The 26,806-nt window shown below is 64.1% G+C and carries 27 protein-coding genes; 8 read left to right on the top strand and 19 right to left on the bottom strand.

Features of this window, described 5'->3' with window-relative positions:
* Positions 1-38: 38 nt before the first annotated feature.
* The 8 genes from NKJ64_RS20395 to NKJ64_RS20360 form a co-directional block, all read right to left on the bottom strand.
* Positions 39-1,556 carry a L,D-transpeptidase family protein gene (locus tag NKJ64_RS20395; protein ID WP_023743066.1) on the bottom strand — a complete coding sequence of 506 codons (1,518 nt, stop codon included), beginning with the start codon at positions 1,554-1,556 and terminating at the stop codon, positions 39-41.
* A gap of 292 nt (positions 1,557-1,848) precedes the next feature.
* Positions 1,849-2,205 carry an MmcQ/YjbR family DNA-binding protein gene (locus NKJ64_RS20390; RefSeq protein ID WP_023685771.1) on the bottom strand — a complete coding sequence of 119 codons (357 nt, stop codon included), beginning with the start codon at positions 2,203-2,205 and terminating at the stop codon, positions 1,849-1,851.
* A gap of 71 nt (positions 2,206-2,276) precedes the next feature.
* Complete coding sequence (gene clpB, locus NKJ64_RS20385) at positions 2,277-4,883, bottom strand: ATP-dependent chaperone ClpB (RefSeq protein WP_023685772.1); 2,607 nt, start codon at positions 4,881-4,883, stop codon at positions 2,277-2,279.
* Positions 4,884-5,091: 208 nt separating this feature from the next.
* Positions 5,092-6,081 carry a DUF4167 domain-containing protein gene (locus NKJ64_RS20380; RefSeq protein WP_352463219.1) on the bottom strand — a complete coding sequence of 330 codons (990 nt, stop codon included), beginning with the start codon at positions 6,079-6,081 and terminating at the stop codon, positions 5,092-5,094.
* A gap of 304 nt (positions 6,082-6,385) precedes the next feature.
* Positions 6,386-7,264 carry a peptide chain release factor N(5)-glutamine methyltransferase gene (prmC, locus tag NKJ64_RS20375; protein WP_023748457.1) on the bottom strand — a complete coding sequence of 293 codons (879 nt, stop codon included), beginning with the start codon at positions 7,262-7,264 and terminating at the stop codon, positions 6,386-6,388.
* A complete protein-coding gene (gene prfA, locus NKJ64_RS20370) occupies positions 7,257-8,336 on the bottom strand; it encodes a peptide chain release factor 1 (RefSeq protein WP_023712842.1) in 1,080 nt (359 codons plus the stop codon). Before prfA ends, prmC begins: the two co-directional genes overlap by 8 nt.
* An 8-nt stretch (positions 8,337-8,344) precedes the next feature.
* Positions 8,345-10,615, bottom strand: coding sequence for a phosphoenolpyruvate--protein phosphotransferase (gene ptsP / locus NKJ64_RS20365; RefSeq protein ID WP_023693992.1), 2,271 nt, complete (start codon positions 10,613-10,615; stop codon positions 8,345-8,347).
* Positions 10,616-10,698: 83 nt separating this feature from the next.
* Complete coding sequence (locus NKJ64_RS20360) at positions 10,699-11,952, bottom strand: aspartate kinase (protein WP_023685777.1); 1,254 nt, start codon at positions 11,950-11,952, stop codon at positions 10,699-10,701.
* A 245-nt stretch (positions 11,953-12,197) separates the two neighbouring features.
* On the opposite strand from NKJ64_RS20360, the gene NKJ64_RS20355 reads away from it, so the two are divergent.
* The 4 genes from NKJ64_RS20355 (at position 12,198) to NKJ64_RS20340 (ending at position 15,526) form a co-directional block, all read left to right on the top strand.
* Entirely contained in the window at positions 12,198-14,039 is a 1,842-nt protein-coding gene (locus NKJ64_RS20355) for a CHASE3 domain-containing protein (RefSeq protein ID WP_502902880.1), read from the top strand.
* The gene (locus NKJ64_RS20350; RefSeq protein WP_352463217.1) at positions 14,036-14,335 is read left to right on the top strand and encodes an antibiotic biosynthesis monooxygenase family protein; all 300 of its coding nucleotides are present in this window, start codon (positions 14,036-14,038) and stop codon (positions 14,333-14,335) included. Before NKJ64_RS20355 ends, NKJ64_RS20350 begins: the two co-directional genes overlap by 4 nt.
* Positions 14,336-14,420: 85 nt before the next feature.
* Entirely contained in the window at positions 14,421-15,170 is a 750-nt protein-coding gene (gene ubiG, locus NKJ64_RS20345; protein WP_023672976.1) for a bifunctional 2-polyprenyl-6-hydroxyphenol methylase/3-demethylubiquinol 3-O-methyltransferase UbiG, read from the top strand.
* A gap of 23 nt (positions 15,171-15,193) precedes the next feature.
* Positions 15,194-15,526 (top strand): MmcQ/YjbR family DNA-binding protein, encoded by a 333-nt coding sequence (locus NKJ64_RS20340; protein WP_023693995.1) that lies wholly within the window; start codon positions 15,194-15,196, stop codon positions 15,524-15,526.
* 87 nt (positions 15,527-15,613) lie between these two features.
* Here NKJ64_RS20340 and NKJ64_RS20335 read toward each other — a convergent pair whose 3' ends face one another.
* The gene (locus tag NKJ64_RS20335; RefSeq protein ID WP_023693996.1) at positions 15,614-16,504 is read right to left on the bottom strand and encodes a DMT family transporter; all 891 of its coding nucleotides are present in this window, start codon (positions 16,502-16,504) and stop codon (positions 15,614-15,616) included.
* Between the two features lie 101 nt (positions 16,505-16,605).
* Between NKJ64_RS20335 and NKJ64_RS20330 the strand changes: the two genes are divergently transcribed.
* Entirely contained in the window at positions 16,606-17,091 is a 486-nt protein-coding gene (locus NKJ64_RS20330) for a MarR family winged helix-turn-helix transcriptional regulator (protein ID WP_023672979.1), read from the top strand.
* Positions 17,092-17,095: 4 nt separating this feature from the next.
* Here NKJ64_RS20330 and NKJ64_RS20325 read toward each other — a convergent pair whose 3' ends face one another.
* The 4 genes from NKJ64_RS20325 to NKJ64_RS20310 form a co-directional block, all read right to left on the bottom strand.
* Positions 17,096-17,521, bottom strand: coding sequence for a DUF1178 family protein (locus NKJ64_RS20325; protein ID WP_023672980.1), 426 nt, complete (start codon positions 17,519-17,521; stop codon positions 17,096-17,098).
* Positions 17,518-18,384, bottom strand: a complete 867-nt coding sequence (locus NKJ64_RS20320; RefSeq protein WP_023748462.1) for a carbon-nitrogen hydrolase family protein — start codon at positions 18,382-18,384, stop codon at positions 17,518-17,520. Before NKJ64_RS20320 ends, NKJ64_RS20325 begins: the two co-directional genes overlap by 4 nt.
* A gap of 86 nt (positions 18,385-18,470) precedes the next feature.
* On the bottom strand, positions 18,471-18,752 hold the full coding sequence (gene grxC, locus NKJ64_RS20315; protein WP_023672982.1) for a glutaredoxin 3: 282 nt from the start codon (positions 18,750-18,752) through the stop codon (positions 18,471-18,473).
* A 22-nt stretch (positions 18,753-18,774) separates the two neighbouring features.
* Positions 18,775-19,560, bottom strand: coding sequence for a ComF family protein (locus NKJ64_RS20310; protein ID WP_196814971.1), 786 nt, complete (start codon positions 19,558-19,560; stop codon positions 18,775-18,777).
* A gap of 72 nt (positions 19,561-19,632) precedes the next feature.
* Between NKJ64_RS20310 and NKJ64_RS20305 the strand changes: the two genes are divergently transcribed.
* Positions 19,633-20,505: a methyltransferase domain-containing protein gene (locus NKJ64_RS20305; RefSeq protein ID WP_352463216.1), complete on the top strand. Its 873-nt coding sequence runs from the start codon at positions 19,633-19,635 to the stop codon at positions 20,503-20,505.
* A gap of 12 nt (positions 20,506-20,517) precedes the next feature.
* Here the strand turns inward: NKJ64_RS20305 and NKJ64_RS20300 are convergent, their stop codons facing one another.
* The 5 genes from NKJ64_RS20300 to argJ all read right to left on the bottom strand — a co-directional run bounded on the left by NKJ64_RS20300 (position 20,518) and on the right by argJ (position 23,667).
* Positions 20,518-20,700, bottom strand: coding sequence for a Flp family type IVb pilin (locus NKJ64_RS20300; protein WP_023672984.1), 183 nt, complete (start codon positions 20,698-20,700; stop codon positions 20,518-20,520).
* A 127-nt stretch (positions 20,701-20,827) separates the two neighbouring features.
* Entirely contained in the window at positions 20,828-21,136 is a 309-nt protein-coding gene (locus NKJ64_RS20295) for a hypothetical protein (protein WP_023686679.1), read from the bottom strand.
* Between the two features lie 97 nt (positions 21,137-21,233).
* Positions 21,234-21,650 (bottom strand): 8-oxo-dGTP diphosphatase MutT, encoded by a 417-nt coding sequence (mutT, locus tag NKJ64_RS20290; protein ID WP_023685791.1) that lies wholly within the window; start codon positions 21,648-21,650, stop codon positions 21,234-21,236.
* On the bottom strand, positions 21,647-22,396 hold the full coding sequence (locus NKJ64_RS20285) for a GNAT family N-acetyltransferase (protein ID WP_023713717.1): 750 nt from the start codon (positions 22,394-22,396) through the stop codon (positions 21,647-21,649). The genes mutT and NKJ64_RS20285 overlap by 4 nt, the downstream gene beginning before the upstream one ends.
* A 29-nt stretch (positions 22,397-22,425) precedes the next feature.
* Positions 22,426-23,667 (bottom strand): bifunctional glutamate N-acetyltransferase/amino-acid acetyltransferase ArgJ, encoded by a 1,242-nt coding sequence (argJ, locus tag NKJ64_RS20280; RefSeq protein WP_023672988.1) that lies wholly within the window; start codon positions 23,665-23,667, stop codon positions 22,426-22,428.
* 169 nt (positions 23,668-23,836) lie between these two features.
* Between argJ and NKJ64_RS20275 the strand changes: the two genes are divergently transcribed.
* Together NKJ64_RS20275 and NKJ64_RS20270 are read left to right on the top strand one after the other, a co-directional pair.
* Positions 23,837-25,066: a caspase family protein gene (locus NKJ64_RS20275; protein WP_023731046.1), complete on the top strand. Its 1,230-nt coding sequence runs from the start codon at positions 23,837-23,839 to the stop codon at positions 25,064-25,066.
* A 130-nt stretch (positions 25,067-25,196) separates the two neighbouring features.
* Positions 25,197-25,784, top strand: a complete 588-nt coding sequence (locus NKJ64_RS20270) for a TetR/AcrR family transcriptional regulator (protein WP_352463222.1) — start codon at positions 25,197-25,199, stop codon at positions 25,782-25,784.
* A gap of 46 nt (positions 25,785-25,830) precedes the next feature.
* Here NKJ64_RS20270 and NKJ64_RS20265 read toward each other — a convergent pair whose 3' ends face one another.
* Positions 25,831-26,751 carry a peptidylprolyl isomerase gene (locus NKJ64_RS20265; RefSeq protein ID WP_023804562.1) on the bottom strand — a complete coding sequence of 307 codons (921 nt, stop codon included), beginning with the start codon at positions 26,749-26,751 and terminating at the stop codon, positions 25,831-25,833.
* Between the last annotated feature and the right edge of the window lie 55 nt (positions 26,752-26,806).

The following is a 26,806-nucleotide window of genomic DNA, read 5'->3' as shown; positions in this document are numbered from 1 at the left end:
CCCCGGGTTGGGGGCCGCCCTTGGGGCCGCGCCGCACATCACTGCGCTGGAGCGCTCACTTGCTCCGCAACATCATCGGCCGAGGGACCGCCGACGAACTCGACGGTGACGCCCGGCGACACCAGCTTGGCCAGTTCACGCGCATCCCAGTTGGTCAGGCGCACGCAGCCATGGCTTTCGGTCTTGCCGATCTTGGAGGGATCGGGCGTGCCGTGAATGCCATAGGTCGGCTTGTCCAGCGCAATCCACACCGAGCCGACCGGGCCGTTCGGACCCGGCGGGATGGTCAGGATCTTGTCGTTCTGGCCCTGCTTGAAATTGATGCTGGGGTTGTAGGTGTAGTTCGGATCGAGCGCGACGCGCGACACCGTATGGGTGCCGGTCGGCGAGGGCGTGTCGGCTGAACCGATGGTGGCCGGATAGGCCGCGACCAGCTTGCCACCGGCGTCATAGGCGAACACCTGCTTCTTGTCCTTGTCGGCGACGATGCGGGCAACCGGCGTCGCCACCAGCCTGCCGAAATTGGCGACCTTGATGATGGTGCCGGGACGGCTGAAGTCGGCCTCGGGATTGAGCCCCTTCAGGTAGTTCTCGTCCATGTGGAACCGTTCGGCCAAGGCTTCGGTGACGGAGGTGTAAGCCATGCGGTCGAGCTGCGCCTTCTGGCTGTAATCCTCCGGTATCGAGGCGACATAAGGCCCGGCCGCGTCTTCGGGCGTGATCGTATAATTGGCGAAAGCATCGCCACCGGTTTGCGCCAGCGCAGCCTGGATGCCGACCGCGTCGGTCGAGCGCAGATTGCTGCCGGTGATCTGGTTATAGGCGGCAAGCGCCTTGTCGACATTGGAGCCGAAGCGCCCGTCGACGACGCCGGGTGAAGCGCCGGCGCGGTCGAGCAGCACCTGCAAGGCGGCTACATCCTGGCGTGCGCCGAGTGAAAGCGAGGGATCGACCACGGTCTTGCCACCGGCTTTCGGCGGCAGCGCGGCCTGGTCGGCGGGCGCCGCCGGTTCGGCGGGATCGATAGAGGCTTCGTTCAGCGGCTGGCGCTTGAGGGGCCGCGGTTCAGCGGATTTCGGCGCTTCCGGATAGGTGTCGCTGTCATTGGCATCATCCTGCGGAGCGGCCCCCAGGAATCTGTCGCTTTCAGGATCGTATTCATCAACCGGCGGGCCGGGGATTCGTCCCTGATCGTCCAGTTGCCTGCGGCGGAAACGCGCCATGTCTTCGGGATCGTCGAGATAGTAGCGGTCGTCGTCTTCGACCGGTGCGCGTCCAAGCTCACGTGCCCGCATTTCCCGGCGCAGCGCGCGGCGGTCGAGCCTGGTCTGCGGCGGCTGGATGGCAATGACCTTGCCGGTCTCGGCATCGACGATGACGCGGTTGCCCCTGGCGTCGTAATAGATGTCGAGATTGCCGTCCTGGGCAAGCACAATGCCGCCGCTATCGGCGGCGCGGACGGCCGGCAGTGCGTTGTCCACAGTCGGCGATGCCATGGCGCTGGACGTGAGCAGCCCGGCGGCGAGCACCGAAAAGGCAAGGATCGTGCGGAACATGGTGGTCAAACTCTCCGGTACTTACAGCGCCGCGCGTCCGTTTGGACGCGCAAAGGACGTTGTAACACTTCATGTCTGCGCATGATCCTTTCCGAAAATCGAATTTCGATTTTCGGGGTCATGCGTAATTGCCGCCGCCCGGCAGTGTTCCCACCAGAACGTTCTCGCCACCGTTTGGATGCGCAAGGAACGCCCTGATCGTCAAAAGCCTGCAGGCAAACCCCTTCGCCAGCAAACCACAACATAAGCTTTCCAACATGAACCGGGCATGAAGATGGCGGATTACTGGTTGCTACAGGCCCAATTCCTTGCGCGTCTGCTTCGTCAGCTTGAGGACGACGAGGCGGTGGCTTTCGCCGAGATAGTCCTTCAGCGCATCATCATCCATGCTCTGGCTTGTCTGACGCTGGATCCATTTCATGCCGCGCGAGGCGAGATAGGGCGCCGGCCGGCAGCCGGGCTGATCCTTCAGCACGTCATAAGCCATTTCAGAGCATTTGAAGGTGACGAAGACGCCACCCTCCCGGTCATGGCCGGCGATGGTGAAGACCTTGCCACCGACTTTCCAGACATCGGCCCCGCCCCACTGCACGACATGCGTCGTCTGCGGCAGCGAGGCGCAGAAGCTGTTGTAGTCGTCCAGCGTCATCTGCACCCCCGTCAAAGGATTGTTGTTTCATAAGAAAATGCCGCGCGTCCGGTCGGACGCGCGGCGTTGGATCAGGCTGCCGCGTCGGTCGGCACCACAGTGGGCCTGGACCGGAAATTCAACCGGTCGGAGCCGGCGGTGACCTTGACGGTCGAGCCGTCGAGTATCTCGCCAAGCAGGATTTTTTCCGCCAGCGGATCTTGCAGGTCCTTCTGCATCACCCGCTTCAGCGGCCGCGCGCCATAGGCCGGGTCGTAGCCCTTCGCCGCCAGCCAGTCGATCGATTCCTGGTCGAGCGACAGTGTGATCTTGCGGTCGACGAGCAGGCTTTCCAGCCGCTTGAGCTGGATCTCGACGATGCGGCCCATATCCTGCCGGCGCAGCCGGTGGAACAGGATCACCTCGTCGACGCGGTTGAGGAACTCCGGCCTGAACGAGGCTCTCACCACGCTCATAACCTCGTCGCGCACGGCATCGACATCCTGCTCTTCGCCGAGATTGACCAGATATTCGGCGCCGAGGTTCGACGTCATGACGATCAGCGTGTTGCGAAAGTCGACCGTGCGGCCCTGCCCGTCGGTCAGCCGCCCGTCGTCGAGCACCTGCAACAGGACGTTGAAGACATCCGGATGCGCCTTCTCGATCTCGTCGAACAGCACGACCTGATAGGGCCGGCGCCGCACCGCTTCGGTCAGCGCACCGCCTTCCTCATAGCCGACATAACCGGGAGGCGCTCCGATCAGCCGGGCGACCGAGTGCTTCTCCATGTATTCCGACATGTCGATGCGCACCATGGCGCTCTCGTCGTCGAACAGGAAATTGGCCAGCGCCTTGGTCAGTTCGGTCTTGCCGACGCCGGTCGGTCCGAGGAACATGAACGAGCCGATCGGCCGGTTCGGATCCTGCAGCCCGGCCCGGGCACGACGCACGGCCTTGGACACCGCCTGCACCGCTTCGCCCTGGCCGACGACTCGCTTGCCGATCTCGTCTTCCATGCGCAGCAGCTTGTCGCGCTCGCCCTGCAGCATCTTGTCGACCGGAATGCCGGTCCAGCGCGACACGATATGGGCGACGTGGTCGGGCGTGACCACCTCTTCGACCATGCCGGCCTTGCCGTCCTGGGCTTCGGCTTCCTTCAGCTTCTTTTCCAGTTCCGGGATCTTGCCATAGGCAAGCTCGCCGGCGCGCTGGAATTCACCCTTGCGCTGGGCAATGGCGAGGTCGTTGCGGGCCGCGTCGAGCTGCTTCTTGAGGTCAGCGGCGAGGCCAAGCTTCTGCTTCTCCGACTGCCATTTGGCGGTGATCTCGGTCGATTCCTCCTCGAGGCCGACGAGTTCCTTTTCGAGACGCGCGAGCCGGTCCTTTGACGCCTCGTCCTTCTCGACCTTCAGTGCCTCGCGCTCGATCTTGAGCTGCATGATGCGGCGATCGATTTCGTCCAGCGCCTCGGGCTTGGAATCGACCTGCATCCTCAGCCGCGACGCGGCTTCGTCGACAAGGTCGATCGCCTTGTCCGGCAGGAAACGGTCGGCGATGTAGCGGTTGGACAAGGTCGCCGCCGCGACCAGCGCCGAATCCGAGATGCGCACCTTGTGGTGCTGCTCGTACTTCTCCTTCAGGCCACGCAGGATCGACACGGTGTCTTCCACCGACGGCTCGTTGACGAAGACCGGCTGGAACCGGCGGGCAAGGGCCGCGTCCTTCTCGACATGCTTCCTGTATTCATCGAGCGTGGTCGCGCCGACGCAGTGCAGTTCGCCGCGCGCCAGCGCCGGCTTCAACAGGTTCGAAGCGTCCATGGCGCCATCGGCCTTGCCGGCGCCGACCAGCGTGTGCATCTCGTCGATGAACAGGATGATGCCGCCGGCCGCCGAGGTGACTTCGTTGAGCACGGCCTTCAGCCGCTCCTCGAACTCGCCGCGATATTTGGCGCCGGCAATCAGCGCGCCCATGTCGAGCGCCATCAACTGCTTGTCCTTCAGCGATTCGGGCACGTCGCCATTGACGATGCGCAGCGCCAGACCTTCGGCGATCGCCGTTTTGCCGACGCCCGGCTCGCCGATCAGCACCGGGTTGTTCTTGGTACGCCGCGACAGCACCTGGATGGTGCGGCGGATCTCGTCGTCACGGCCAATCACAGGGTCGAGCTTGCCGGCGCGGGCATCGGCGGTGAGGTCGCGCGCGTATTTCTTCAGCGCGTCATAGCCCTGCTCGGCGCTCGCCGAATCGGCGGTACGGCCCTTGCGGACGTCGTTGATCACCTGGTTCAGCGCCTGCGCTGTGACGCCGGCCTTGGACAGGATATCGGCCGTCTTGGCCGACTTCTCCATCGCCAGCGCCTGCAGCAGCCGCTCGACCGTGACAAAACTGTCGCCGGCTTTCTTGGCCAATTCCTCGGCGGTCGAAAACACCTTGGCCAGCGGCTGCGCCAGATAAAGCTGGCCGTTGCCGCCTTCCACCTTCGGCATGGCCTCAAGGGCGGTCTCGACGCCAAGCTTGACGTCGCGCACGTTGCCGCCGGCGCGCTCGATCAGCGAGGCGGCCAGCCCCTCATCGTCATCGACGAGGACCTTCAGCATATGTTCGGGAGTGAATTGCTGGTGATTGCGCGAGAGCGCCATGGTCTGGGCGGACTGAATGAATCCGCGGACGCGCTCGGAGTATTTCTCGAGGTTCATATCTGTCTCCTTCCATCACCGGCCCGCTTTGCGGCACCGGATCAGATTGCGGTGACGGACCCGCTCATCCGAGCCGGGTCCAGTTCACGCCAGATATGGGGCGCAAGCCATTGCCGCTCAAGACGTCCGGCTGATGATATTGCATGGCCGAGCAAACGAAAACGGCGGAGATTTCTCTCCGCCGTTTCATCGACTTATGTCTTGTGGGTCAGTTGTTGGCGTCGACGGCGAACGGGTCGCCGGCAGGGCTTTCGGCCGGCGCCGCATCCACCACGTCAACAGCGGCAGCGGTCTCGCCGGCGCCATCCACCACCTGGCCACCACCAGACTGTTCGTCACCGACCTGATCGGCATTGTTGCGCGGGCGGCGCGGACGCCGCGGGCGACGGGCAGCGCCGCTCTCGGCGGCTGCCTCATTGAGTTCGGCCCGGGCGGCAAGAGCCGCCGGCGACAGGTTTTCGTACAGCGGCGCCGGCTCGGAGAAACCGCTCTCGGCTTCGGGCTCAACCGCGGAAACGGTTTCCGCCTGTGCCGGGGTTTCGGTGAAGCGCTGCTGGTCGCCGCGCTGGCCGTTCTGCTCGCCACGCTGGGCAAAGTCGCCACGCTGGTCGTTCTGGCCATAGCCGCCATTGGGGCGGCGGTCACGGTTGCGGCCATTGTTGTCGCGGCCGTTGTTGTTGCGGCCATTATTGTCACGGCCATTATTGTCACGGCCACTGTTGTTCTCGCGGCCGTTTTCCTGGCCGTATGCGAGTTCGGCCGGCGTGCCCTCAATCGTCGGCTGCGGACCGTTGCCGTGGTTCGCCATCGGCGCTTGAGTCTCGCCGCCATTGCCGCTGCCGGCATTGTCAAAATCGTCGCGATCTTCATCGTCGTCGAATTCGTCGCGGTTCTGCGGGGCATTCTGGATCGGCATCTGCGCCTGTGCGGCGGCAATGATGCGGTTGTAGTGCTCGGCGTGCTGGAGGTAATTTTCCGCCATAACCCGGTCGCCGGCGCTTTGCGCATCACGGGCCAGAGTGGCGTATTTTTCGGCGATCTGCTGAGCCGATCCACGGATTTTCACGTCCGGGCCGTTGCTCTCGTAGTTGCGCGTCAGGGGATTTGGGCCCTTGCGGTTGTTGTTATTGTTGTTGCCACCGCCGCCGCCATTGTTGTTGCGACCGCGCATGCGCCTGTTCTGCTGTTGTGGCCTCATAAGACTCTCTTCATTTTGAAATTTTCGAAAAACGTTTCGCGAACGGAGGCGCTCATGCAGCCAGCCGTTTCGTTTCTTCACCGGCGTTCGCCCGCATCAATTGCGTTGGCGCCACGTGTCATCCTGTTCCGGTTACATCACTTGCCGGACGATTCCCGCACGAAGCTTGGGCGTCGTTTGCGCAAGAAGGCAGCTATTTCCAAGGAAAACCGAATCGCTAAGAGCACTGCCTGCTTCGTCTCATCCGGTTAGGGCGGACCCTAGCCGCATTCCCCGGCATTGCCAAGCGCTTTTTTGCACTGCGTCAAGGCTTTCCCTGTTCAAACATAAGAACCCTGTCGTTTCCGCCAAGATCGACAAATGCCCCGGCCAGCCTGTAGCCGGCTGCCGCGAATATGTCTTTGACCTCATTGCGCTGCGTGTGGCCGATCTCGACCGCTATCTTGCCTTCTGCTTCCAGAAACTTTGCCGCCTCGGCGGCGATGATCCTGTAGGGGCCAAGACCGTCCACACCGCCATCAAGGGCTCTGTGCGGATCGAAATCGCGGACCTCGTCCTGCAGATTTCCAATGTCTCCAGACGATATATAGGGAGGGTTTGCGGCAATTACATGGTATCGGCCCGAAACTTTTTCGAACCAGTCGGACTGCAGCCCCACGAACCGGCCGGCGAGTCCGAGTTGCTCGGCATTGCGTATCGCGGTTGCCAGCGCGTCTTGTAAAATATCGACCCCGGTGGCGGTCGCGGCCGGAACCGCGCTGAGCAGCGCCAGCGCAATCGCGCCGGTACCGGTGCCGAGATCGAGGATACGGCATTCCCCCAGCCTTTTGGCCGTCGCGCCGGCAAAAGGCAGGATCGCCTCGACCAGCGTTTCGGTGTCCGGCCGCGGCTCCAGCGTTTCCGGCGACAGCGACAGCCGCAGGCCGTAAAACTCGCGAAACCCGAGGATGCGGTGCACCGGTTCGCCGGCCATGCGGCGCTGCAGAGCAGCGCCGATTGCGGCAACCGCACCCGCATCGACCGTCCGTTGCGGGTCGGCGATCGCCTGCGTACGGTCCGTGCCGGAAAAATGTTCGACGATCAGCCTGGCATCCAGCGCCGGGTCGGAAAGGCCGGCCGCGGCAAGCCGCTCCCGCGCCGCCCGCAACAACGGCCCGAGCGCGCCGGGCAACATGTCAGCCATCGAGGCCGATATCGGCGAGCAGCTTCGACTGATGGTCGGCGATCAGCGCATTGATGACCTCGTCGAGCTCGCCCATCATCACCCGGTCGAGCTTGTAGAGCGTCAGGTTGATACGATGGTCGGTAAGGCGGCCCTGCGGGAAATTGTAGGTGCGGATGCGCTCCGAACGGTCGCCCGAACCAACCTGCGATTTGCGTGACTCCGAGCGCTCCTCGTCTGCCTTGCTGCGCTCGAGGTCGTAAAGCCGCGCACGCAGGATCTGCATGGCTTTCGCCCGGTTCTGATGCTGCGACTTCTCCGCCTGCACCACCATGATACCGGTCGGCAAATGGGTGATGCGCACCGCAGAATCGGTGGTGTTGACGTGCTGGCCGCCCGAACCCGAGGCGCGCATCGTGTCGATCCGGATGTCTTCGGCGCGAATGTCGATGTCGACCTCTTCGGCCTCCGGCAGTACGGCCACCGTCGCCGCCGAAGTGTGGATGCGCCCGCTGGCCTCGGTCGCCGGCACGCGCTGCACGCGGTGCACGCCGGATTCGAATTTCAGATGCGCAAAGACGCCCCTGCCGGAAATGGTGGCGATGATTTCCTTGAAGCCGCCGGCATCGCCGTCGCTGGCCGACACCGTCTCGAAGCGCCAGCCGCGTTCGGCGGCATAGCGCTCATACATGCGAAAAAGGTCGCCGGCAAACAATGCCGCCTCGTCGCCGCCGGTGCCGGCGCGGATTTCAAGGATGGCGTTCTTGTCGTCGGCCGCATCCTTAGGCAACAGCAGGATCTGGATGTCCTTTTGCAGCTGTTCGATACGCGCTTCGACGCCCGGCAGATCTGCCTCCGCCAGGGCCCGCATCTCGGCATCGGTGCCCTTGTCGGCAAGCATCGCCTCGAGGTCGGCTTGCTCGCGCTCGACTGAGCGCAGTTCCCTGACCTTGGCCACCATGTCCTGCAGCTCGGCATATTCCGAGGCCATCTTCACATAGGCATCGGCCGCCGGGCCGGCCGACATCTGCGCTTCGAGCATCTCGAAACGCTTGACGACCTGATCCATACGCTCGCGGGGAAGATTGACCATGGCTAATGCTATAGCGGGATGGAGCGGTCGTCGGCGAAGGCCTGCAGCAGCGCCCGCATCGGCAGCCCTTGAGCTGGCGCCATCAGATTGTCGGCAAAGAAAGCCTCCAATTCCTCCAGTGGCAGTTCGGTCAACATCGCCTTGACCGGGCCGATCGAGGCTGGAGACATCGAGATCGAGCGGTAGCCAAGGCCGATCAGCGCCATGGCGGAAATAGGTTTTCCGGCAAGCTCGCCGCACAGCGTCACCGGCGTGTGGTTGCGAACCCCGGCGTCGGCGATCTGCTTCAGAACCCGCAGGAAAGGCGTCGAAAGCGTGTCGAAGCGGTCGGAGAGCTGCGTGTTCCCCCGATCGACCGCCATGACGAACTGGAACAGGTCGTTGGAGCCGACCGAGACGAAATCGACCGCCTTCATCAACTCGTCGAGCTGGAACAGCAGCGACGGCACTTCCAGCATGGCGCCCACCTTGAGGCTGGTCGGCAGATGGTGGGCAAAGCGGGAGAGATGCCGCACTTCGCGGTCGATGATCTCGCGCGCCTGGGCGATTTCGCCGAGTTCGGTAACCATCGGCAGCATCAGCTTCAGTTCGCGCCCGCCGCAGGCCTTCAGCAGAGCGCGGATCTGGGTCCTGAGCAGACCCGGCCGGTCGAGCGTCAGCCGGATCGCGCGCCAGCCGAGCGCAGGGTTTTCTTCCTGGATGGCGCCCTTGAAGTAGGGCAGCACCTTGTCGCCGCCGATGTCGATGGTGCGGAAGGTGACCGGCTTGCCGCGCGCCGCGTCCAGCACGTCGCGGTAGAGCCGCTCCTGCGCCTCGGCACGCGGGAAGGTCGAGGCGACCATGAACTGCAATTCGGTGCGGAACAGGCCGATGCCGGCGGCACCCGCCTCGGCCAGCTGCGGCAGGTCGACGGCCAGGCCCGCATTCATCAGCAGGTCGACCTGGACGCCGTCCTTGGTCACCGACGGCTTCTTGCGCAGTTCCCGGTAGACTTCCTGCCGGCGCGCCCGGAAGCGCACTTTTTCGGCATAGGCAGCTTCGAGGTCGGGCTGCGGCCGCAGATGGATGGTGCCTTCCTCGCCGTCGACGATGATGGCATCGCCGTTTTCCGCCATGGAAACGGCGCCCTTCATCTGGCCGGCGACCGGAATGCCCATGGCGCGCGCTACGATGACGACATGGCTGGTGGCAGCGCCGTCTTCCAGCACCACGCCGCGCAGCTTGTCCCTGGGATAATCAAGCAGTTCGGCCGCGCCCATCGAGCGCGCGACCAGGATGGCGTCCTTCGGCAGTGACGCCGCGACGTCGTCAGGCCCGCGCCCCATCAGCTGGCGCAGCAGCCGGTTGGCGAGATCGTCGAAGTCGCTCATCCTCTCGCGCAAATAAGGATCGGTCATGTGCAGCATGCGGGCGCGCATGTCGCTTTGGACCTTTTCCACCGCCGCTTCCGCTGTCAGGCCGTTGCGGATCGCCTCTTCCAGCCGGCGCACCCAGCCGCGGTCGTTGGCAAACATGCGATACGCTTCGAGCACCTCGCGATGTTCGCCCTCGAAGGCGACATCGCGCCGCTCCAGCATGTCGTCGATAGAAAGCCTGAGCGAACCGAGCGACGTCTCCAGCCGGCGCACCTCTTCCTCACTGTCCTCGTTGAACAGATTGGTGACGACGATGCGTGGCTCATGCAGCACGACATGGCCGAGGCCGACGCCCTCGTTGAAGGACAGGCCGGTAAAGCTGACGGGACGGCGCAGATCGAGTTCGAGGCCGGGCCGGGTCAGGCGAGCGAGATCGCCGGTGGCGATCATCTCGGCGATCACCATGGCGGTCGTTTCCAGCGCCTCGACCTCGTCGTCGCGGTAGTGGCGCATGGTCTTGTTCTGCACCACCAGCACGCCCAGCGTGCGCCCTGCCCTTAGTACCGGCACGCCGAGGAAGGAATTGTAGATCTCTTCGCCCGTCTCCGGCAGGTAGGCGAAGGCCGGATGTTCCTGTGCATTGGAGAGGTTGAGCGGCCGCGCGCTCGCGGCAATGGTGCCGACGAGGCCCTGCCCCAGCCGCAGTTGCGCCAAATGGACGGCGTTCGGGTTCAGACCTTCGGTGGCATAGAGTTCGAGCACCGAATCGGCGCGCAGCACATAGAGCGAGCAGACCTCGGCGACCATGTTGGAGGCGATGTCGCGCACGATCCGGTCGAGCCGCTCCTGCGGCTCCAGCGGCTCCTGCATGAGCTCGCGGAGCCGTTTCAGCAGAACGCGCGGGCCGCTGGCCGTATCACGCATCGCGGCTTCTTCTCCAATGGGCATTTTGCCCGCCGCAGTTTCCACTGCGACCGGCGCACACGCAACAACTCAAATCGCTCTCGCTACTGCTTATCCAGACCGTACACGGAATGCAAAGTACGAACCGCGAGTTCCGTGTAGGGACCGTCAATCAGTATCGAAATCTTGATCTCGGAGGTAGTGATGGCGCGGATGTTGATCGCCTTGTCGGCCAGCGCCTTGAAAGCGGTGGCGGCCACACCGGCATGGCTGCGCATGCCGATGCCGATGACCGAAACCTTCGACATGCCGGCTTCCGACTGCACCACGTCATAGCCGATCGAAGCCTTCAGACGCTCCAGCACGGCCAACGCCTTGTCCACGTCGCCGGACGGCACGGTGAAGGTCATGTCGGTGAACTTGCCGTCCTCGGAGATGTTCTGGACGATCATGTCGACATTGATGTTGGCCTCGGCCAGCGGGCCGAAAATGCCGGCGGCAACGCCCGGGCGGTCGCCGACGCGGCGCAGAGAAATCTGCGCTTCGTCCTTGGCGTAGGCAATTCCGGTGACGACCTGCTGTTCCACGATCTCTTCCTCGTCGCAAATGAGCGTTCCCGGAGGATTGAGCAAATCCCCCATTCCGGGCGCATCGGGATCGTCGAAGGACGACCGCACGAACGTACGCACCCTGTGCACCATGGCAAGCTCGACCGAGCGCACCTGCAAGACCTTGGCGCCGAGCGAGGCCATTTCGAGCATTTCCTCGAACGAAATCTTGTTGAGCCGCCGCGCCTTCGGCTCGATGCGCGGATCGGTGGTGTAGACGCCGTCGACATCGGTGTAGATGTCGCAGCGATCGGCCTTGACCGCCGCGGCAATGGCCACCGCGCTTGTGTCGGAGCCGCCGCGGCCGAGCGTGGCGATGCGGTTGTCCGGGCCGATGCCCTGGAAGCCGGCGACGACAGCCACCTGGCCCTCGCCGAAGCGCTTGATCAGGAACGCGCCGTCAATGTCGAGGATGCGCGCCGCGCCATGCGCGTTGTCGGTCTTGATCGGGATCTGCCAGCCCTGCCATGAGCGGGCGTGCACGCCCATATTCTGCAGTGTGATCGCCAGCAGGCCGGCAGTCACCTGCTCGCCCGAGGCGACCACGGCGTCATACTCGCGCGCGTCGTGCATGGGCGAGGCTTCGCGCGTCCAGCCAACCAGTTCATTGGTCTTGCCCGCCATCGCCGAAACCACGACAGCGACCTCATGGCCGGCATCGACCTCGCGTTTGACGTGACGCGCCACATTGCGGATGCGGGCGATGTCGGCGACGGAGGTTCCGCCGAATTTCATCACGATGCGCGCCATGGAAGCGAAATGCCTTTGACTGAAGCCGGCCCAGGACCGAAAGGGGAAGTAAGCGCTCGACAGAAGCCGGCCGCTGAATGCGCGCCTCCTTAGCCAAATGATCACGGTTTCGCAAGGCTGGCGGCGGATGCCGGCTTCAGGATCGCGGCATATTGCGTTCGGCCCCGCCGCCGCTTACCAAATGCTGCCCGCGGGAAACTCCTTTTGGTCCGGCATATCGAATGATTGTTCGCCTTCGACGCGCCATGCGGTGGCAATCGCTGCCGCTGTTCATCGGCTTCGCCGTGCTGGCGTTGATCGTCGGCACACGCGCCGTGCTGGTCGAGACCCAGAGAGCCAATCGTGAGGCCGCGCGCGAGGCGGTCGAGTATCAGGAATTGCTTTCCGGTTTGCTTGCGATGGCTCAGGAGGCCGAGACCAGCCAGCGCGGCTATCTCCTGACCGGCGAGAAATCCTACCTCCAGCCTTATCGGCAGGCGGTCGACGCCATTCCGGGCCAGCTTGCCCGCATCGACGGCATGACCGCGCCGGACGACGAACTCGTGCAGCAGATCAACCACGTCAAGGACGCGCTTTCACAAAACCAGGCCGAATTGGCTGAGACGATTGCACTTTACGATCGCGGCGATGCGGCAAAAGCTCTGGAACTGGTCCGCAGCGGCCAGGGCAAGGCCGCCATGGACCAGATCCGGGCCAGCATGGACACGATCCGGCGCATTGGCGGCGCAGCCATCGCCGCGCGCGACGCTCATACCGACCGGGTCGAAAACTGGCTGCGAATCGGCTCGATAGCGGCGCTGCTGGCGATCTTCCTGCTTGGCGCCTACACGGTTCGCCTTTCGCGCCGCCGGTTCCGCGCAGTGGCGATCGCCCAGGAAGAGCTGATGCGCAAGAACATCGAGCTCGGCAACGAAATCCAGACGCGTGAAAAGGCCGAATCGCAGATCCGCCAGATGCAGAAGATGGAGGCTGTGGGCCAGCTGACCGGCGGTATCGCCCACGATTTCAACAACATGCTGGCGGTGATCATCAGCGCCATGAACCTCGCCCAGCGCAAGCTGACGCGGGGCGAGCACGACATCATGAAATTCATCGAAGCGGCGACCGATGCGGCGACCCGGGCCGCAAACTTGACGTCACGGCTGCTTGCCTTCTCGCGCCAGCAGCCGCTCGCGCCTCAGGTTGTAGACGCCAATCGTCTGGTCGCCGGCATGTCGGACCTGCTTCGGCGGGCGCTTGGCGAAACCCTCCGCATAGAAACCGTGCTGGCTGGCGGCCTGTGGAAGACCCATGCCGATCCGAGCCAGCTCGAAAATGCCATTCTCAACCTGGCGGTCAATGCGCGCGACGCAATGGGCGAGGACGGCAAGATGACCATCGAGACCGCCAACAGCCACCTCGACGAGGGCTACGCCGCCACCAATGCCGAGGTCAAAGCCGGCCAGTATGTAATGATTGCGGTCAGCGACACCGGCGCCGGCATGCCGGCGGACGTCATGGAGCGGGCTTTCGAGCCATTTTTCACCACCAAGCCAGTCGACAAGGGCACCGGCCTCGGGCTGAGCCAAGTGTTCGGCTTCGTCAAACAGTCCGGCGGACACGTCAAGATTTACTCGGAACCCGGCCAAGGCACCACGATCAGGATCTACCTGCCGCGCTTCTTCGGCCCGGAAGAGGCCGCCATATCTTCGGAACGAGCCGGAAATCCTGCCGTGCCGGTCACCGAAACCATCCTTGTCGTGGAGGACGATCCACGCGTGCGGGCTTCCACCACGGATGCCATGCGCGAACTCGGCTACACCGTCATTCATGCCGCAAGCGGCCAGGAAGCGCTGGAAAAGCTGGGCGACAACCCTGGTGTGGCGCTCATGTTCACCGATATCGTCATGCCGGTGATGAATGGGCGCAAGCTCGCCGAGGAGGCGCTGGCGCGCATGCCGAAGCTGAAGGTGATCTTCACCACCGGCTTCACCAGGAACGCCGTCGTCCACAATGGCGTGCTCGACCATGACGTGCATTTCCTGGCCAAGCCCTTCACCATCGAGCAGCTGGCGGCGAAATTGCGCGACGTGCTGGACGCAAGATGACCGAGACCCTGGAAATCGTCACCTTTCGCCTCAAGCCTGGAGCGGAAGCGGGCTTTGCCGCCGCCAACAACCTGGTCGCCGACTGGCTGGCGCGGCAACCTGGTTTCGTAAACCGCTGCCTGGCGCGGCGGGACGATGGCGGATGGGTCGATGTGGTGCGCTGGCGAAGTCGCGAGCAGGCTCTCGCCGCCGCAGGCCGGATCATGGCCGAGATCGGCGATTGCGAAGCGATGCGGGCCATCGATCCCGCAAGTGTTGCGATGGAACATGCCGCGATTGTGATCTCGAGGCCATAGGTCGACTAGCCAGGCAGTCGCAAAAACCGGCCTTGACTTTCTTGCCCCGGCACCCGACTTCCTAGCGTCCGAGGAGACCCGCCCCATGCCAGAGGCCCGACGATCAACAATCGATGCCGGAGAAGTGGAACGCTTTTCCGCGCTTGCCGCGGAATGGTGGAACCCGAACGGCAAATTCCGTCCGCTGCACAAATTCAACCCGGTCCGGCTTGCCTATATTCGGGACCAGGTGGCGGCGCGCTTCGGCCGCGATCCGCGGGCGGCGCGGCCGTTCGAAGGCCTGCGTTTCCTCGATATCGGCTGCGGCGGTGGGTTATTGTGCGAGCCGATGGCAAGGCTTGGCGCCGAAGTGGTCGGCGCCGACGCCTCGGCAACCAACATCGAGGTGGCGAAGCTGCACGCGGCCGAAGGCGGCGTGACGGTGGATTATCGCGCTACGACCGCTGAGGATTTGGCCGATTCCGGCGAGAAATTCGACGTCGTCCTCAACATGGAAGTCGTCGAGCATGTTGCCGATGTCGACCTGTTCATCGGCAAGTGCGGCGAAATGGTCAAGCCCGGCGGCATCATGTTCGTGGCCACCATCAACCGCACGCTGAAGGCACTGGGCCTGGCCATCATCGGCGCCGAATATGTGCTGCGCTGGCTGCCGCGCGGCACCCACCAGTTCGGCAAGCTGGTGCGGCCCGAAGAGCTTGAAAAGGCGCTCGGCAGCGCCGCCATGACCATCATCGACCGCACCGGCGTGACCTACAATCCTCTCGCCGACCGCTGGGCACGCTCCAAGGACATGGACGTCAACTATATGGTGCTGGCGGAAAAACGATCGGTCTGAACGAAGGGGCGGCCGTGGACACTATGAGGGCCCGAGAGCTGGCGCTCGATCTTCCCGAAACGGTCGAGCAATCGCATTTCGGCAAGGCTGACTTCCGCGTCCGCAACCGTATCTTCGTCTCGCTGCCCGAAGCCGACCGTGCTGTCGTCAAGCTCGACCGCGACCAGCAAGAGATGATGGCCGCGGCTGAGCCATCGGTTTTCAGGCCCGTGACAGGCGGCTGGGGCCAAAAGGGATGGACGTCGATCATGCTCGAAGCCTGCGACGAACAGACATTCCGCAGCGCCGTTCGGACGGCCTGGCGAAACGTCGTCCCGCCGGCGCTACGGAAGCGCCTCGACGCGAGCCAAATTTAAGCTTGAGCAGTTCGAGCAAAGTGTGAAGCGGTTTTCCCGGGAAAAGCGCATAGCGCTTTGCCTAGGGAATTGCGTAAACCAAAGACCCTATGCCTTCTGGCTCTGCGCCTTGGTGGTGATGATCACGCCGATGGTGATGATCACCGCGCCGGCCCAGGTCAGCAACTGGTAGTGCTCGCCGAGGAAGATGGTTCCGGCAAACAGGCCGACGGCCGCCGCCACATAGCCGATCTGGCTGAGATAGACCGGACCGCCCACGGCCTGCAGCCGGAAGAAGAAGGCAAACATCGCCGAGGCCGAAGCGACTTGCGCCACGACAACCAGCGGCACGGCCCTGAGCGGGGCGAAAGCGCCGACGCCGAACAGCGCGAGAATGCCGATCAGCAGCAGCGTCGCCGAGGCCAGGTGGCTGCCGACGGCCAGTTCGATCGGACCGGTGCCTTCGGGCCAGTCGACGGTGCGATAGATATTGCCGGCGGCAAGGCTGACCGGGATCAAAAGTCCGACCAGCACCCAGTAGACATCGGCCGGCTGGCCGGCCTCGCCGCGCGTCACCGCCACCATGACGGCGCCGATGAAGCCGACGGCGATACCGATACTGCCGAGCGTATTTGGCCGTCGAACGCCGAGCAGGATCGAAAACACCAGTGTGATGACCGGCGACAGCGTGAACATGATGCCGGTATAGCCGGCGCCGAGATGCGGGATAGCCGAAAACATCAGCAGATTGGGCACGGCGTAGGACACGGCGGCGGTGATGAAGAAATAGCGCAGTCTGTGCGAGGTGAGCCGCATGCGCTCGCCGTTCGCGAGCAACGCGCACAGCAGCACGCCCCCGGCGCCGAACGAGATGACGAAGGCCCAGACCATGGCCGGAACGCCGGCAGCCGTCGCCAGCTTGCCGAACGGCAAGGTCAGGCCGAGCAGGCCGCCGGTGACGACCAGCAGGCCAAGCGCCGATTCCCAGAGAAATTTCATCGGATGGTCCCGTCACTCACTTGCGGCACTGGGTCGAAACTGTATCTTGAGGTAGCATACCACAAAGATTCTTAACGTCAAGATACTTAGCGGTGAGACAAATGGATCGCGCGGCAAAGGCGGTGGAGCAATGGAAGCGGGAACGGCCGGACCTGGAGGTGTCGCCAATGCTGGTGCTTGGGCGGCTGAACGAAGCCTCGTCGCTAATCGCCCGCGAGCGCCTCGCCCCGCTGTTTGCCCGTTTCGGACTGCAGGCCGGCGAATTCGATGTGCTGGCGACGCTGCGCCGCTCCGGCCAGCCCTACGCGCTGACACCGACCGCTCTATACGAGGCGACGATGGTGACCTCTGGGGCCATGACCAACCGGCTCGACCGGCTTGAGAAGGCCGGACTGATCCTGCGCGGCCCGCACCCCAACGACCGGCGTGGCATTGTCGTGCAACTGACCGAAAAAGGTCTGGCCTTGATCGACGAAGCCCTGACCGCCCACGTCGCCAACGAGCATGAAATCCTCGCCGGGCTCACCGGCACGGAGCGGGGGGCACTGGCTCAGTTGCTTGGCAAATTGATCGATAGCGCCAGCTGATCGCTCAATTGCGCTCCTCGGGAAAACTCGGGATCGGCATGAAATCGATGCCATCCTCGGCCAAGCTCTTGGCTTCGTCCAACGTCGCCTCGCCATAGATGCCGCGCGCATCGCTCTCGCCGAAATGGATCTTGCGCGCTTCCTCGGCAAACTTGTCGCCGACATAGTCGGCATTCTCGCGCACCTTCTCGGCCATCGCCTTCAGTTGCGCCAAAGCCTGCTTCTGGGTTTCGCCCATGGCCAGCGCAATTGTTTCCTGCTTCCGCGCGGTGGAGACGGCTGGCGCCATCAGCGCCTTTTGCACCTTGTGCGAGCCGCAGCTCGGGCAATCGACGAAGCCGCGCTTCTTCTGCGTGTCGAAATCGTCATTGCTGCGAAACCAGCCCTCGAATTCGTGCTCGTGCTCGCAGATCAGGGCAAAGCGGATCACGAAGCCGCGCCCCTGAGCCGCGGCGCTTCCACTGCGCCGGCATTGACGGCAAAATCACGCGCGTTCTTGAGATTGGGGATTTTCTTACGCGCGGCCGACGACTGCGCCGTGTCGATCTCGGCGATGATCACCTCCGGATCGTCATGGTCGGCCTCGGCGAGAATTCGACCCCATGGGTCGACGATCAGCGAATGGCCATAGGTTTCGCGGCCATCCTCATGCAGGCCACCTTGTGCTGCAGCAACCACATAGGCGCCGTTCTCGATGGCACGGGCTCGCAGCAGCACATGCCAGTGCGCTTCGCCGGTCTGGCGAGTGAAGGCGGCAGGCACCGACAAGAGGTCGGCGCCGGCCATCGCCTCGGCGCGGAACAGCTGTGGAAAGCGTAGATCGTAGCAGACGGCAAAGCCGAGCCTAGCGCCGTCGATCTCGGTGACGACAGCCTCGGTGCCCGGCTCATAGGCGGCGGATTCGCGCCAGCTCTCGCCATTGTCGAGGTCGACGTCGAACATGTGGATCTTGTCGTAGGTGGCAAGGGTGGCGCCGTCCGGCCCAAACAGCAGCGCCCGGTTGGCGAGCTTGCCGTCGGTGCGCAGGATGGCGGTCGAGCCGATGTGCAGGAAGACGCCGAGTTCGCTGGCGAGCTTGCGCGCGGCCGCCACGACGATGTCCTTGTCTTCCAAGGTGAAGGAAGCAGCCCTGGCTTCCTTGTCGCGGATCAGCGCACCGGTCATTTCCGGGGTCTGGATGTAGGTTGCACCGAGGCCTGCCGCTTCGCGCACCAGCCGTTCGAGATCGACCGCATTGCGCTCGGGGCTCTCGCCCGAACGCATCTGGATCGCCGCCGCCTTGAAAATACCCATCGTCACGTCCTCTTTGAGCAATTCCAGGAAAAGTGTGTAACGGTTTTCCGTCCGGAATTGCGTAAAAACAAAGACATAGAGCGGCGCTACGAACCGCTCTTTGTCGTCGAGCCGTTGGCAAGCAGCCTATCCAGCTGCCCCCGTGCCTCCAACTCGTGGAGGTCGTCGGAGCCGCCGACATGCGTGTCGCCGATGAAAATCTGCGGAAACGTCGAGCGGCCATGCGCCCGCGAAATCATTTCCTGGCGCAATTCCGGCGAAAACGAAGCGTCATGCTCGGTGTAAGCGACGCCCTTGCGGTCGAGCAGCCGCTTGGCCGCCGCGCAATAGCCGCACATCATACGGGTGTAAATCGTCACATCGAGCATCGGTCCGTGCCTTTCCTCGACCTTATATAGTCGCGGACTCGTCGGCCCGAAAGTCCCCCGGCAGGACACGCGCGAAGGTCAGCACATCGACCGCTCCGGCGCCGCCCTTCTTCAGCGCCCTGGCGACCGAGCGCACGGTGGCGCCGGTGGTGTAGACATCGTCGACCAGAAGCACGCGGCGCCCAGTGATCTCGATTTCGGCTTCCGCAGGCACACGGAAGGCGGCGCGGACATTGGCCTCGCGCTCCTGCCGCTCCAGCCCGACCTGCTGGCGCGTGAGCTTGACGCGCCGGACCGCCGAGGGCGAGAAAGGCAGCCCGCTAAGCTGCGCAACCGCCCTTGCCAACTCCGCCGACTGGTTGAACTGCCGGCGAAAGAAGCGCCGCCAGTGCAGCGGCACCGGTACGACGACATCGGCGTCTGCAATTAGCTCAGCGCCGGCGCGCAGCATCCAGCGCGCCATCCACGGCGCCAGATCGGTGCGATCCTGGTATTTCAGACCTTGCACCATCTGGCGGGCGACACCTGAATAGGCCACGGCCGCCCGCGCCCGCTCGAACGGCGGCGGATCGGCGATCGCCTCGGCCGACAGGAATCCCTCGCCCATATCGTGCGTGAATGGCGTGCCCATCACCGCGCACCATGGCCGCTCCAGCAGCCTGAGTTTCGGCCAGCAGGCACCGCACAAAACGCCGGGTTGCGAGACGTGCCTGCGACAGCCGGCACAGACCGGCGGGAACAGCATCCGCGCCGGCCAGTCCAACATGGCCAGTTTCAACATGGTTTGAGCGAGGCTCTTGATCTCCATCACCGGATCGGCCACGTGGTTTTGTCGTCCGCGCCAGGATATCACTAGACGGACAAACAGGGATGTCTACCGTTGCAGCCGATCATCGATACTGAACTTTGGCTGGTGCGCAAGCGCAGGGCGCTGGCCCACCCCGTAGCCGGCGCGGATTTTCTGATGCGGCGGGCGGCGGAAGACCTTGCCGACCGGCTCGGCGCGGTCGAGCGGAAATTCGGCAAGGCCGCGGTGCTGTTTTGCCAGACGCCGGACGCAACGGACGTGGTCGCTGCAAGCGGCAAGGCAGCGGAGATCGTGCGCGTCGAGGCAGATCCAGCGTTTCTGGACGGCCGGCCAGGGCTGATAGCACCGCTGGAAACAATGCCGTTCCAGCCGGAAAGCCTCGACCTCGTCGTTTCGCTCCTGTCGCTCCAGGCGATGAACGACATTCCCGGCATGCTGGTGCAGATCCGCCGCGCGCTCAGGCCCGACGGGCTTTTCCTCGGCGCCTTTGCCGGCGCCGGCACGCTTTCCGAATTGCGCGAAAGCCTGCTCGCCGCCGAGACCGAACTCTATGGCGGCGCCAGCCCGCGTGTCATCCCCTTCACCGATGTTCGCGACGCCGGCGCACTGCTGCAGCGCGCCGGACTGGCGCTGCCGGTGGCCGACGTCGAAACGGTGACCGTCCGCTACGATACCCTCTTCGACCTCATTGCAGATCTCAGGGCGATGGGCGAAACCAGCGCGCTGACCGATCGCAGCCGGCGACCGGGAGCGCGAAAGCTTTTTACCCGTGCCGCCGAAATCTATGCCGAACGCTTTTCGGACGCTGATGGCCGCATCAGGGCAAGCTTTTCCATCGTCTGGATGTCGGGCTGGGCGCCCGATGCCTCGCAGCAAAAGCCCTTGAAACCGGGTTCGGCGAAGGTCTCGCTGAAGACGATACTGGAAAACCCCGGCGGGCGGTGACGGCGCTCCGGATCAGTGCTCGGCGAAGGCGTTTGCGAGCCTGCTGTTGTTGTCGCTGAACAGAAACTGGATCGCATTGCTGGCCTTGCCGACACCCCCGACGATGGCAAGCGACAGCACCGCAACGATCAGGCCATATTCAATGGCCGTGGCGCCTGTTTCGTCCTGCAAAAATCGGCGCAGCAATGGCTTCATGATCGTCGATCCCTCTCATCCCCGACCATATCGCCGACCTGTTAAGAAAGGTTAACGGCACAAGCTTAACAGGCTGTGAAATGGGCCTGCGTTGAGGAAGTTCTCAAGCTGGTGTCGACCTTGTTGGTCAGCAGTCGCCGCTGCGTTGGCCGTCGGCGCGGATGATGCAGACTGAGTTCGGTGAGGGCTGCAGCACGCTTCTGCGCAGCGTATAGGTGGCCCGCGAGCCGATCGAACCCGTGCTCATCGGGTCGAGACCGCCTGCAAGAGCATCGCGGCTGGACGATCGCGTCTGGTTGTCCAGCACGGGGACCGCGATCAGCGCCAGCGCCACTGCGGCCGAGCCGAACAACAGCGTGACGCGCAATAAGCCGACGCCGGCGGCGCGAAAGCTGCGATCTGGCCGGATCGAGTCCCATTCCCTGTCGAGGCTCATGCAATCGCTCCCCGCGAACCCGCTTTGCCGCAATTTTTCACGACGAGATAAATCTTCCATTAACGCTGGCTAGATCAGACCGCGAAATGGCTTTGTATCACAACAGGTCGATGAGGAACTGGATTAGCGGCGCGTCGGCCGGCGGCATGGGATAGTCGCGCATCTGCTTTGGCCGCACCCATTTCAACGCCTGCCCTTCCCTGGGCTGCGCGATGCCGCGGAAGCGGCGGCAGACGAACAGGGGCATCAGGAGATGGAAATCATCATAGGAATGGCTGGCGAAGGTGAGCGGCGCCAGGCAAGGAATGTCAGTCTCGATGCCGATTTCTTCCTGCAGTTCGCGGATCAGGCATTGTTCCGGCGTCTCGCCTGGCTCTACCTTGCCGCCGGGAAATTCCCACAGGCCGGCAAGCTGTTTGCCCTCGGGCCGCTGCGCCAGAAGCACGCGGCCATCGGTATCGACCAGCGCGCACGCGGCGACCAGCAGCAGGCGTTTGCCGGTGATCTCGCTCATGCGCCCGGCGGCCGGCGATAGTGGTAGCGATAGACTTCGTCGAAGCCCAGCGAGCGATAGAGCGCCAGCGCCGGCGCATTGCCGGCCTCGACCTGCAGCCAGGCTTCGCGAGCGCCACGCAGCCTCGCCCACTTCAGCGCCGACAGGATCAGGTTGCGGCCATGGCCCTGATTGCGCGCCGACTTGGCGGTGGCGATCTCGAACAGACCGGCAAGATCGCCGTCATGGACGCAGATCAGCACCGCCAGAGGGTCGGCCCCTTCCTCCAGCGCAAACAGCCCGACTTCGGGTTGGATAGCGCCGATGATTTCCGAAAGACCGGGCCGCAGCGATGCATCCGAGCCGCTGACCTTGAGCGACGCGCCGAGAAAGCGGCTGATATCCTTCAGCGGAATCTGGTCCATGGCCGGCGCCAGTTGCGCGTCCGCCAGCGGCAGCCGCATCACCAGGGATTCGTCGAATGTGCTCCAGCCCTCATTGTCGAGATGCTTGGCTAGGTCCGGCCCCGACAGCGGCGAGATGCGGAAGGTCAGCGGCCTGCCATAGGCGTCGAAGCGCCGGCTGGCGCGGCCGATGCGCTCGGCAATGTGCTGGGTGTCGCCGGGATCGAGCGGGTTGACCGAGTTCAGCCGCTTGGCCGGATGGCCGGCTGTCAGCCGCACCACCCAGGTGCCGTCATAATGCACGGCCGCCGCCGGCCAGGCGCGAAACCCCGCAGCCTCGTAGCGGCGCACGATGGCGAGCATGCTTGCCGGATGCCTGGAAGCCAACTCCATCAGCTCCGGTAATCGCCATTGATGGCGACATATTCCTTGGTGAGGTCGCAGGTCCACACCGTCGCCTTGCCGCGGCCGATACCGATATCGGCGCGGATGCGAATGTCGTCGCGCTTCATATAGGCCGAGGTCGCTTCCTCGGAGTAGCCCGGGTCGCGTTCGCCCTCATGCGCCAGACGGTTGTCGCCGAACCAGATCGACAGCCGGTCGCGATCGGCCGGCTCGCCGGCCTTGCCGACGGCCATGACGACGCGGCCCCAATTGGCGTCCTCGCCGGCAACCGCCGTCTTGACCAGCGGCGAATTGGCGATGGACAGCGCGATGCGCTTGGCCGAGCGCGCCGATTTGGCGCCGGTAACGGTGACTTCGACCTGCTTGCGGGCGCCCTCGCCGTCGCGCACCACTTGCAGCGCCAGCGATTTGAGCACCTTGCCCAGCGCCCGGCGGAACGCGCCGAGACGCGCATCCTTGGGATCGCTGATGGCGGGCGCGCCGCGCTTGGCAGCGGCTCCGGTGGCGAACAACAGCAGCGTGTCGCTGGTCGAGGTGTCGCTGTCGACGGTGACGGCATTGAAGGTCTTGGCCGTGCCGCGCGACAACAAGTCCTGCAGCACGGGGGCGGCGATCGGCGCATCGGTGGCGATGAAGGACAGCATAGTCGCCATATCGGGCGCGATCATGCCGGCGCCCTTGGAGATGCCATTGATGATGACGTCGGTGTCGCCGAGCTTGACCGTCGCTGTCGCCACTTTCGGATAGGTGTCGGTGGTCATGATGGCCTTTGCGGCCTCGGTCCACAGATCCGGCTTGCCGTCCTTGACCAGTCCGGCGAGCAAATGGCTGAATTTGGTGGTGTCGAGCGGCTCGCCGATTACCCCGGTAGAAGCGAGGAACACTTCGCCTGGCGTGCAGCCTGCGGCCTTGGCCGCGGCCTCGCCGGTCAGTTGGGTGGAGGCGCGGCCCTTCTTGCCGGTGAAGGCGTTGGCGTTGCCGGAATTGACGACCAGCACCCGCGCCTTGCCGGCGCCAAGGTTCTCGCGGCAGAAGTCGACCGGCGCCGAGGGGCATTTCGACTTCGTGAACACGCCGGCAACCGCTGTGCCGGCATCGAAGACCATGGCCAAGAGGTCGGTACGGTTCTTGTACTTGATCCCGGCCTCTGCGGTGGCGATGCGCACGCCCTCAATGGCAGGCATTTTGGGATATTTCTTCGGCGCGAGCGGCGAAATCGTTGCGGACATTGGAGACCTCGGGCGAGGGAAAAACGCTGGGCGAAGGCCGGTTTGCCCGATAGCACGGCCCGGCGCAAGGGCGTTTTCTTGGCCGCCGCTGTCGGCAAGCCACCAGGGATTAAGCTTGCATTTCAAATCCGTTGGCGTCACCGGGGCCTCTGGCGTTATGATATCGGCCATGGGCAGGCTGGTGATCTTGGCGGTGGCGTTTATGGGGCTTTTGCTCCTGAGCGCCGATGCGCAGCCGGAACGGCGCGTGGCGCTGGTCATCGGCAATGGCACCTATGCCGAAGCCGGCACGCTCACCAATCCGGTCAACGATGCGCTCGATATTGCCGGCAAGCTGCGCTCGATCGGCTTCGAAGTCATCGAGGGCAACGATCTCGGCAAGCGCGAACTCGAGCGCAAGATCGGCGAATTTTCCGATGCGCTGGAAGGTGCGGGCGTCGGGCTTTTCTATTACGCCGGCCACGGCCTGCAGGTGGAAGGGCGCAACTACATCGTGCCGGTCGACGCCCGGCTCGACATGCCGGTCAAGCTGCAGCTCGAAGCCGTGCCGATCGACGAAGTCCTCGACATCATGGAGCAGCAGACCAAGGTCAGCCTGGTCTTTCTCGATGCCTGCCGCAACAATCCCTTTGCCCGCAGCCTGAGCCGCACCGCCACCACGCGCTCGGCAACGGCGCTTGCCGGTCTGGCGCAGTTCGATTCGACGCGCGGCTCCTTCATCGCCTTCTCGACGGCGCCAGGCGCTGTCGCCATGGACGGCACCGGACGCAATTCGCCGTTCGCCGCCGCCCTGCTGCGGCACATGGCCGAGCCCGGCCAGAGCATCAACGACATGATGATCGCGGTGCGCCGCGACGTGGTCTCCGAAACCCGCGAGGGACAGCGCCCATGGGAACAGGGTTCGCTGCTCGAACGGTTTGAGTTTGTGCCCGGCGGCGAAACGGTCGCACAGCCGAAGCCCGCCGTCCCCCCGGCGCCCGAAACAAAGGTTGCGGCACTCGAACGGTCTGTAGGCGACGACAAGACCGCAATCGAGAAATTCCTGCGCGACGACTATCTTGCGCCCGATGCCGCGGCGATCGGCGAGACCGTCAAGCGGCTCTATGCGCCTTCCGCCACCATCTTCGGCACGCGCTATGACAGCGACGCCGTCGTCAAGCTCAAGACGGACTGGTTCGCGCAATTTGCATCCTGGTCGTTCAGTCTCGAGCCCGGCAGCCTCGAGGTGACGCCGCAGGGCGAGAACCGCGCCGAAGCCGTGTTCGCGATGAGCTACGACTATATGTCGAAAGACAAATCGGCGGCGCGCATGACCGGCAAGGCACGAGTCACGCTTGGGCTGGTGAAGAGCGACGGCCAGTGGCGTATCGCCTCGGAAACCTCGCAAGCGATGAACTGAAATCCCCGCGAAGCGAATGTGAGACCTGCTTCTACAAGCGCTGGAAACGGGCCGTTTCGTTTGCCTGCCAGCTCACCTATATTGCCGGCGAGATTGTTGGCGAGGGCAGACATTGTTGGCGAGGACAGACATGGGCGAGGATCCGGCCCGCAGATCGATCGGGGCGCGGCGCAACCCAGACAGCGCCGAGGCCATTCTCGAGGCCGCGGAGGCGGTGCTGGTCGAGGCCGGCTATGCCGGCTTCTCCATAGAGGCCGTGGCGCGGCGGGCGCGCGCCGGCAAACCCACGATCTATCGCTGGTGGCCGAGCAAGGCGGCCCTGCTGCTGGAGGTTTACAAGCGGCAAAAGCGTGTCGACGTCCCCGATACCGGCAGTCTCGAAGACGACCTCGTCGGTTTCCTGAGGAACCTCTTCGCGCATTGGCGCGACACATCCTCGGGCAGCGTATTCCGCTCGCTGATCGCCGAGGCCCAGTCCGACGAAGCGGCGGCCGCGGCCCTGACTGGCTATGCCGATGGGCGCGTGTCCCACATCGCTCGGATCATCGAGCGCGCCAAGGCGCGCGGCGAGGTTGCGGCCGATATCGACGCAGCGCTGGTCGCCGACCTCATCGCTTCCTATGCCTGGAAACACCTTTTGACCAACCGGCTGGACGAAGATGAGGCGACAATCCGTGCCACTGTCCGCTATGTGATGTCCGGCATCTCCCGCAATTGAAAAGGGCGCCGAACGGCGCCCTTTGCATGTTTTTTCGGTGCCGGCCTTACTTGCCGGCTTCCATCGTGTCGACGGCCTTCTTCAGATTGGCGTCGGGGATTTCAACCTTTGCGGCGCCGCGCAGCTGCTTGACCAGTGCGAAATACTTGTCGCGGATCACCGCCTGCTTGGCCTGGTCCTTGACGTCGTCGAAGGCCGGCGGCTGTTTGGTGCGCTTGTCCTCGAGCTTGATGACATGCCAGCCGAATTGCGTTTGCACCGGCTCCTTGGTGTATTTGCCGATTTCGAGCGCAACTGCCGCCTTGTCGAATTCCGGCACCATCTGCCCCGGGCCGAACCAGCCGAGATCGCCGCCATTGGTCTTGCCCGAGGGATCGCTGGTATGCTCGTTGGCGAGCTTCTGGAAGTCGGCGCCGCCATCGAGCTGCTTGATGATCGCCTCGGCCTCTTCCTTCGTCTTCACGAGGATGTGACGGGCATGAATCTCATTGACCGGCGGCGTGCTGGCGATTTCCTGGTCGTAGCGGGCGCGCACCTCGGCATCGGTAACCTTGTCGACGACGCCCTTCTCGACCATCTCGCCATGCAGCGCGCGCTGCTGCAGGAACGCCATGCGGCGCTGGAATTCGGGATCCTTGTCGAGCCCGGTAGCGACCGCCTGGGCGGCCATGACGCGGATTTCGATGGCCGCCGAAAGGGCCGCGGCGCGGCGCTGCTCGGGTGGCAACTGCGAGAACTGCTGCGACAGCTCGCCCTCGGCAAGCCCAAGGTCCGCCTCGGTCAGCTTCTGGCCATTGACTGTAGCGATAACGGTGTTCGGATCGACGGGGGCTGCCGCCGGCGCTGCTGCGGCATCGGCCGGGGCGGGAGCGGCTTCCTGGGCCATCAGCGGAGACAGCGACAGGGCCGACAGGCCGAAAGCCAGGCCAAGGCTGGCGAGCGACGCACGGCGAAACAGTAGGGACATCAAGATTAACTCCAAGGGGGGATTGGTAGGGCTTGCAGATCAGCCGGATTGTGGC

This window comes from Mesorhizobium sp. M0062, assembly GCF_040323125.1.
Taxonomy (GTDB): domain Bacteria; phylum Pseudomonadota; class Alphaproteobacteria; order Rhizobiales; family Rhizobiaceae; genus Mesorhizobium.
Note: the sequence above shows the minus strand (reverse complement) of the source record. Positions and strands in the feature narration are given on the sequence as shown.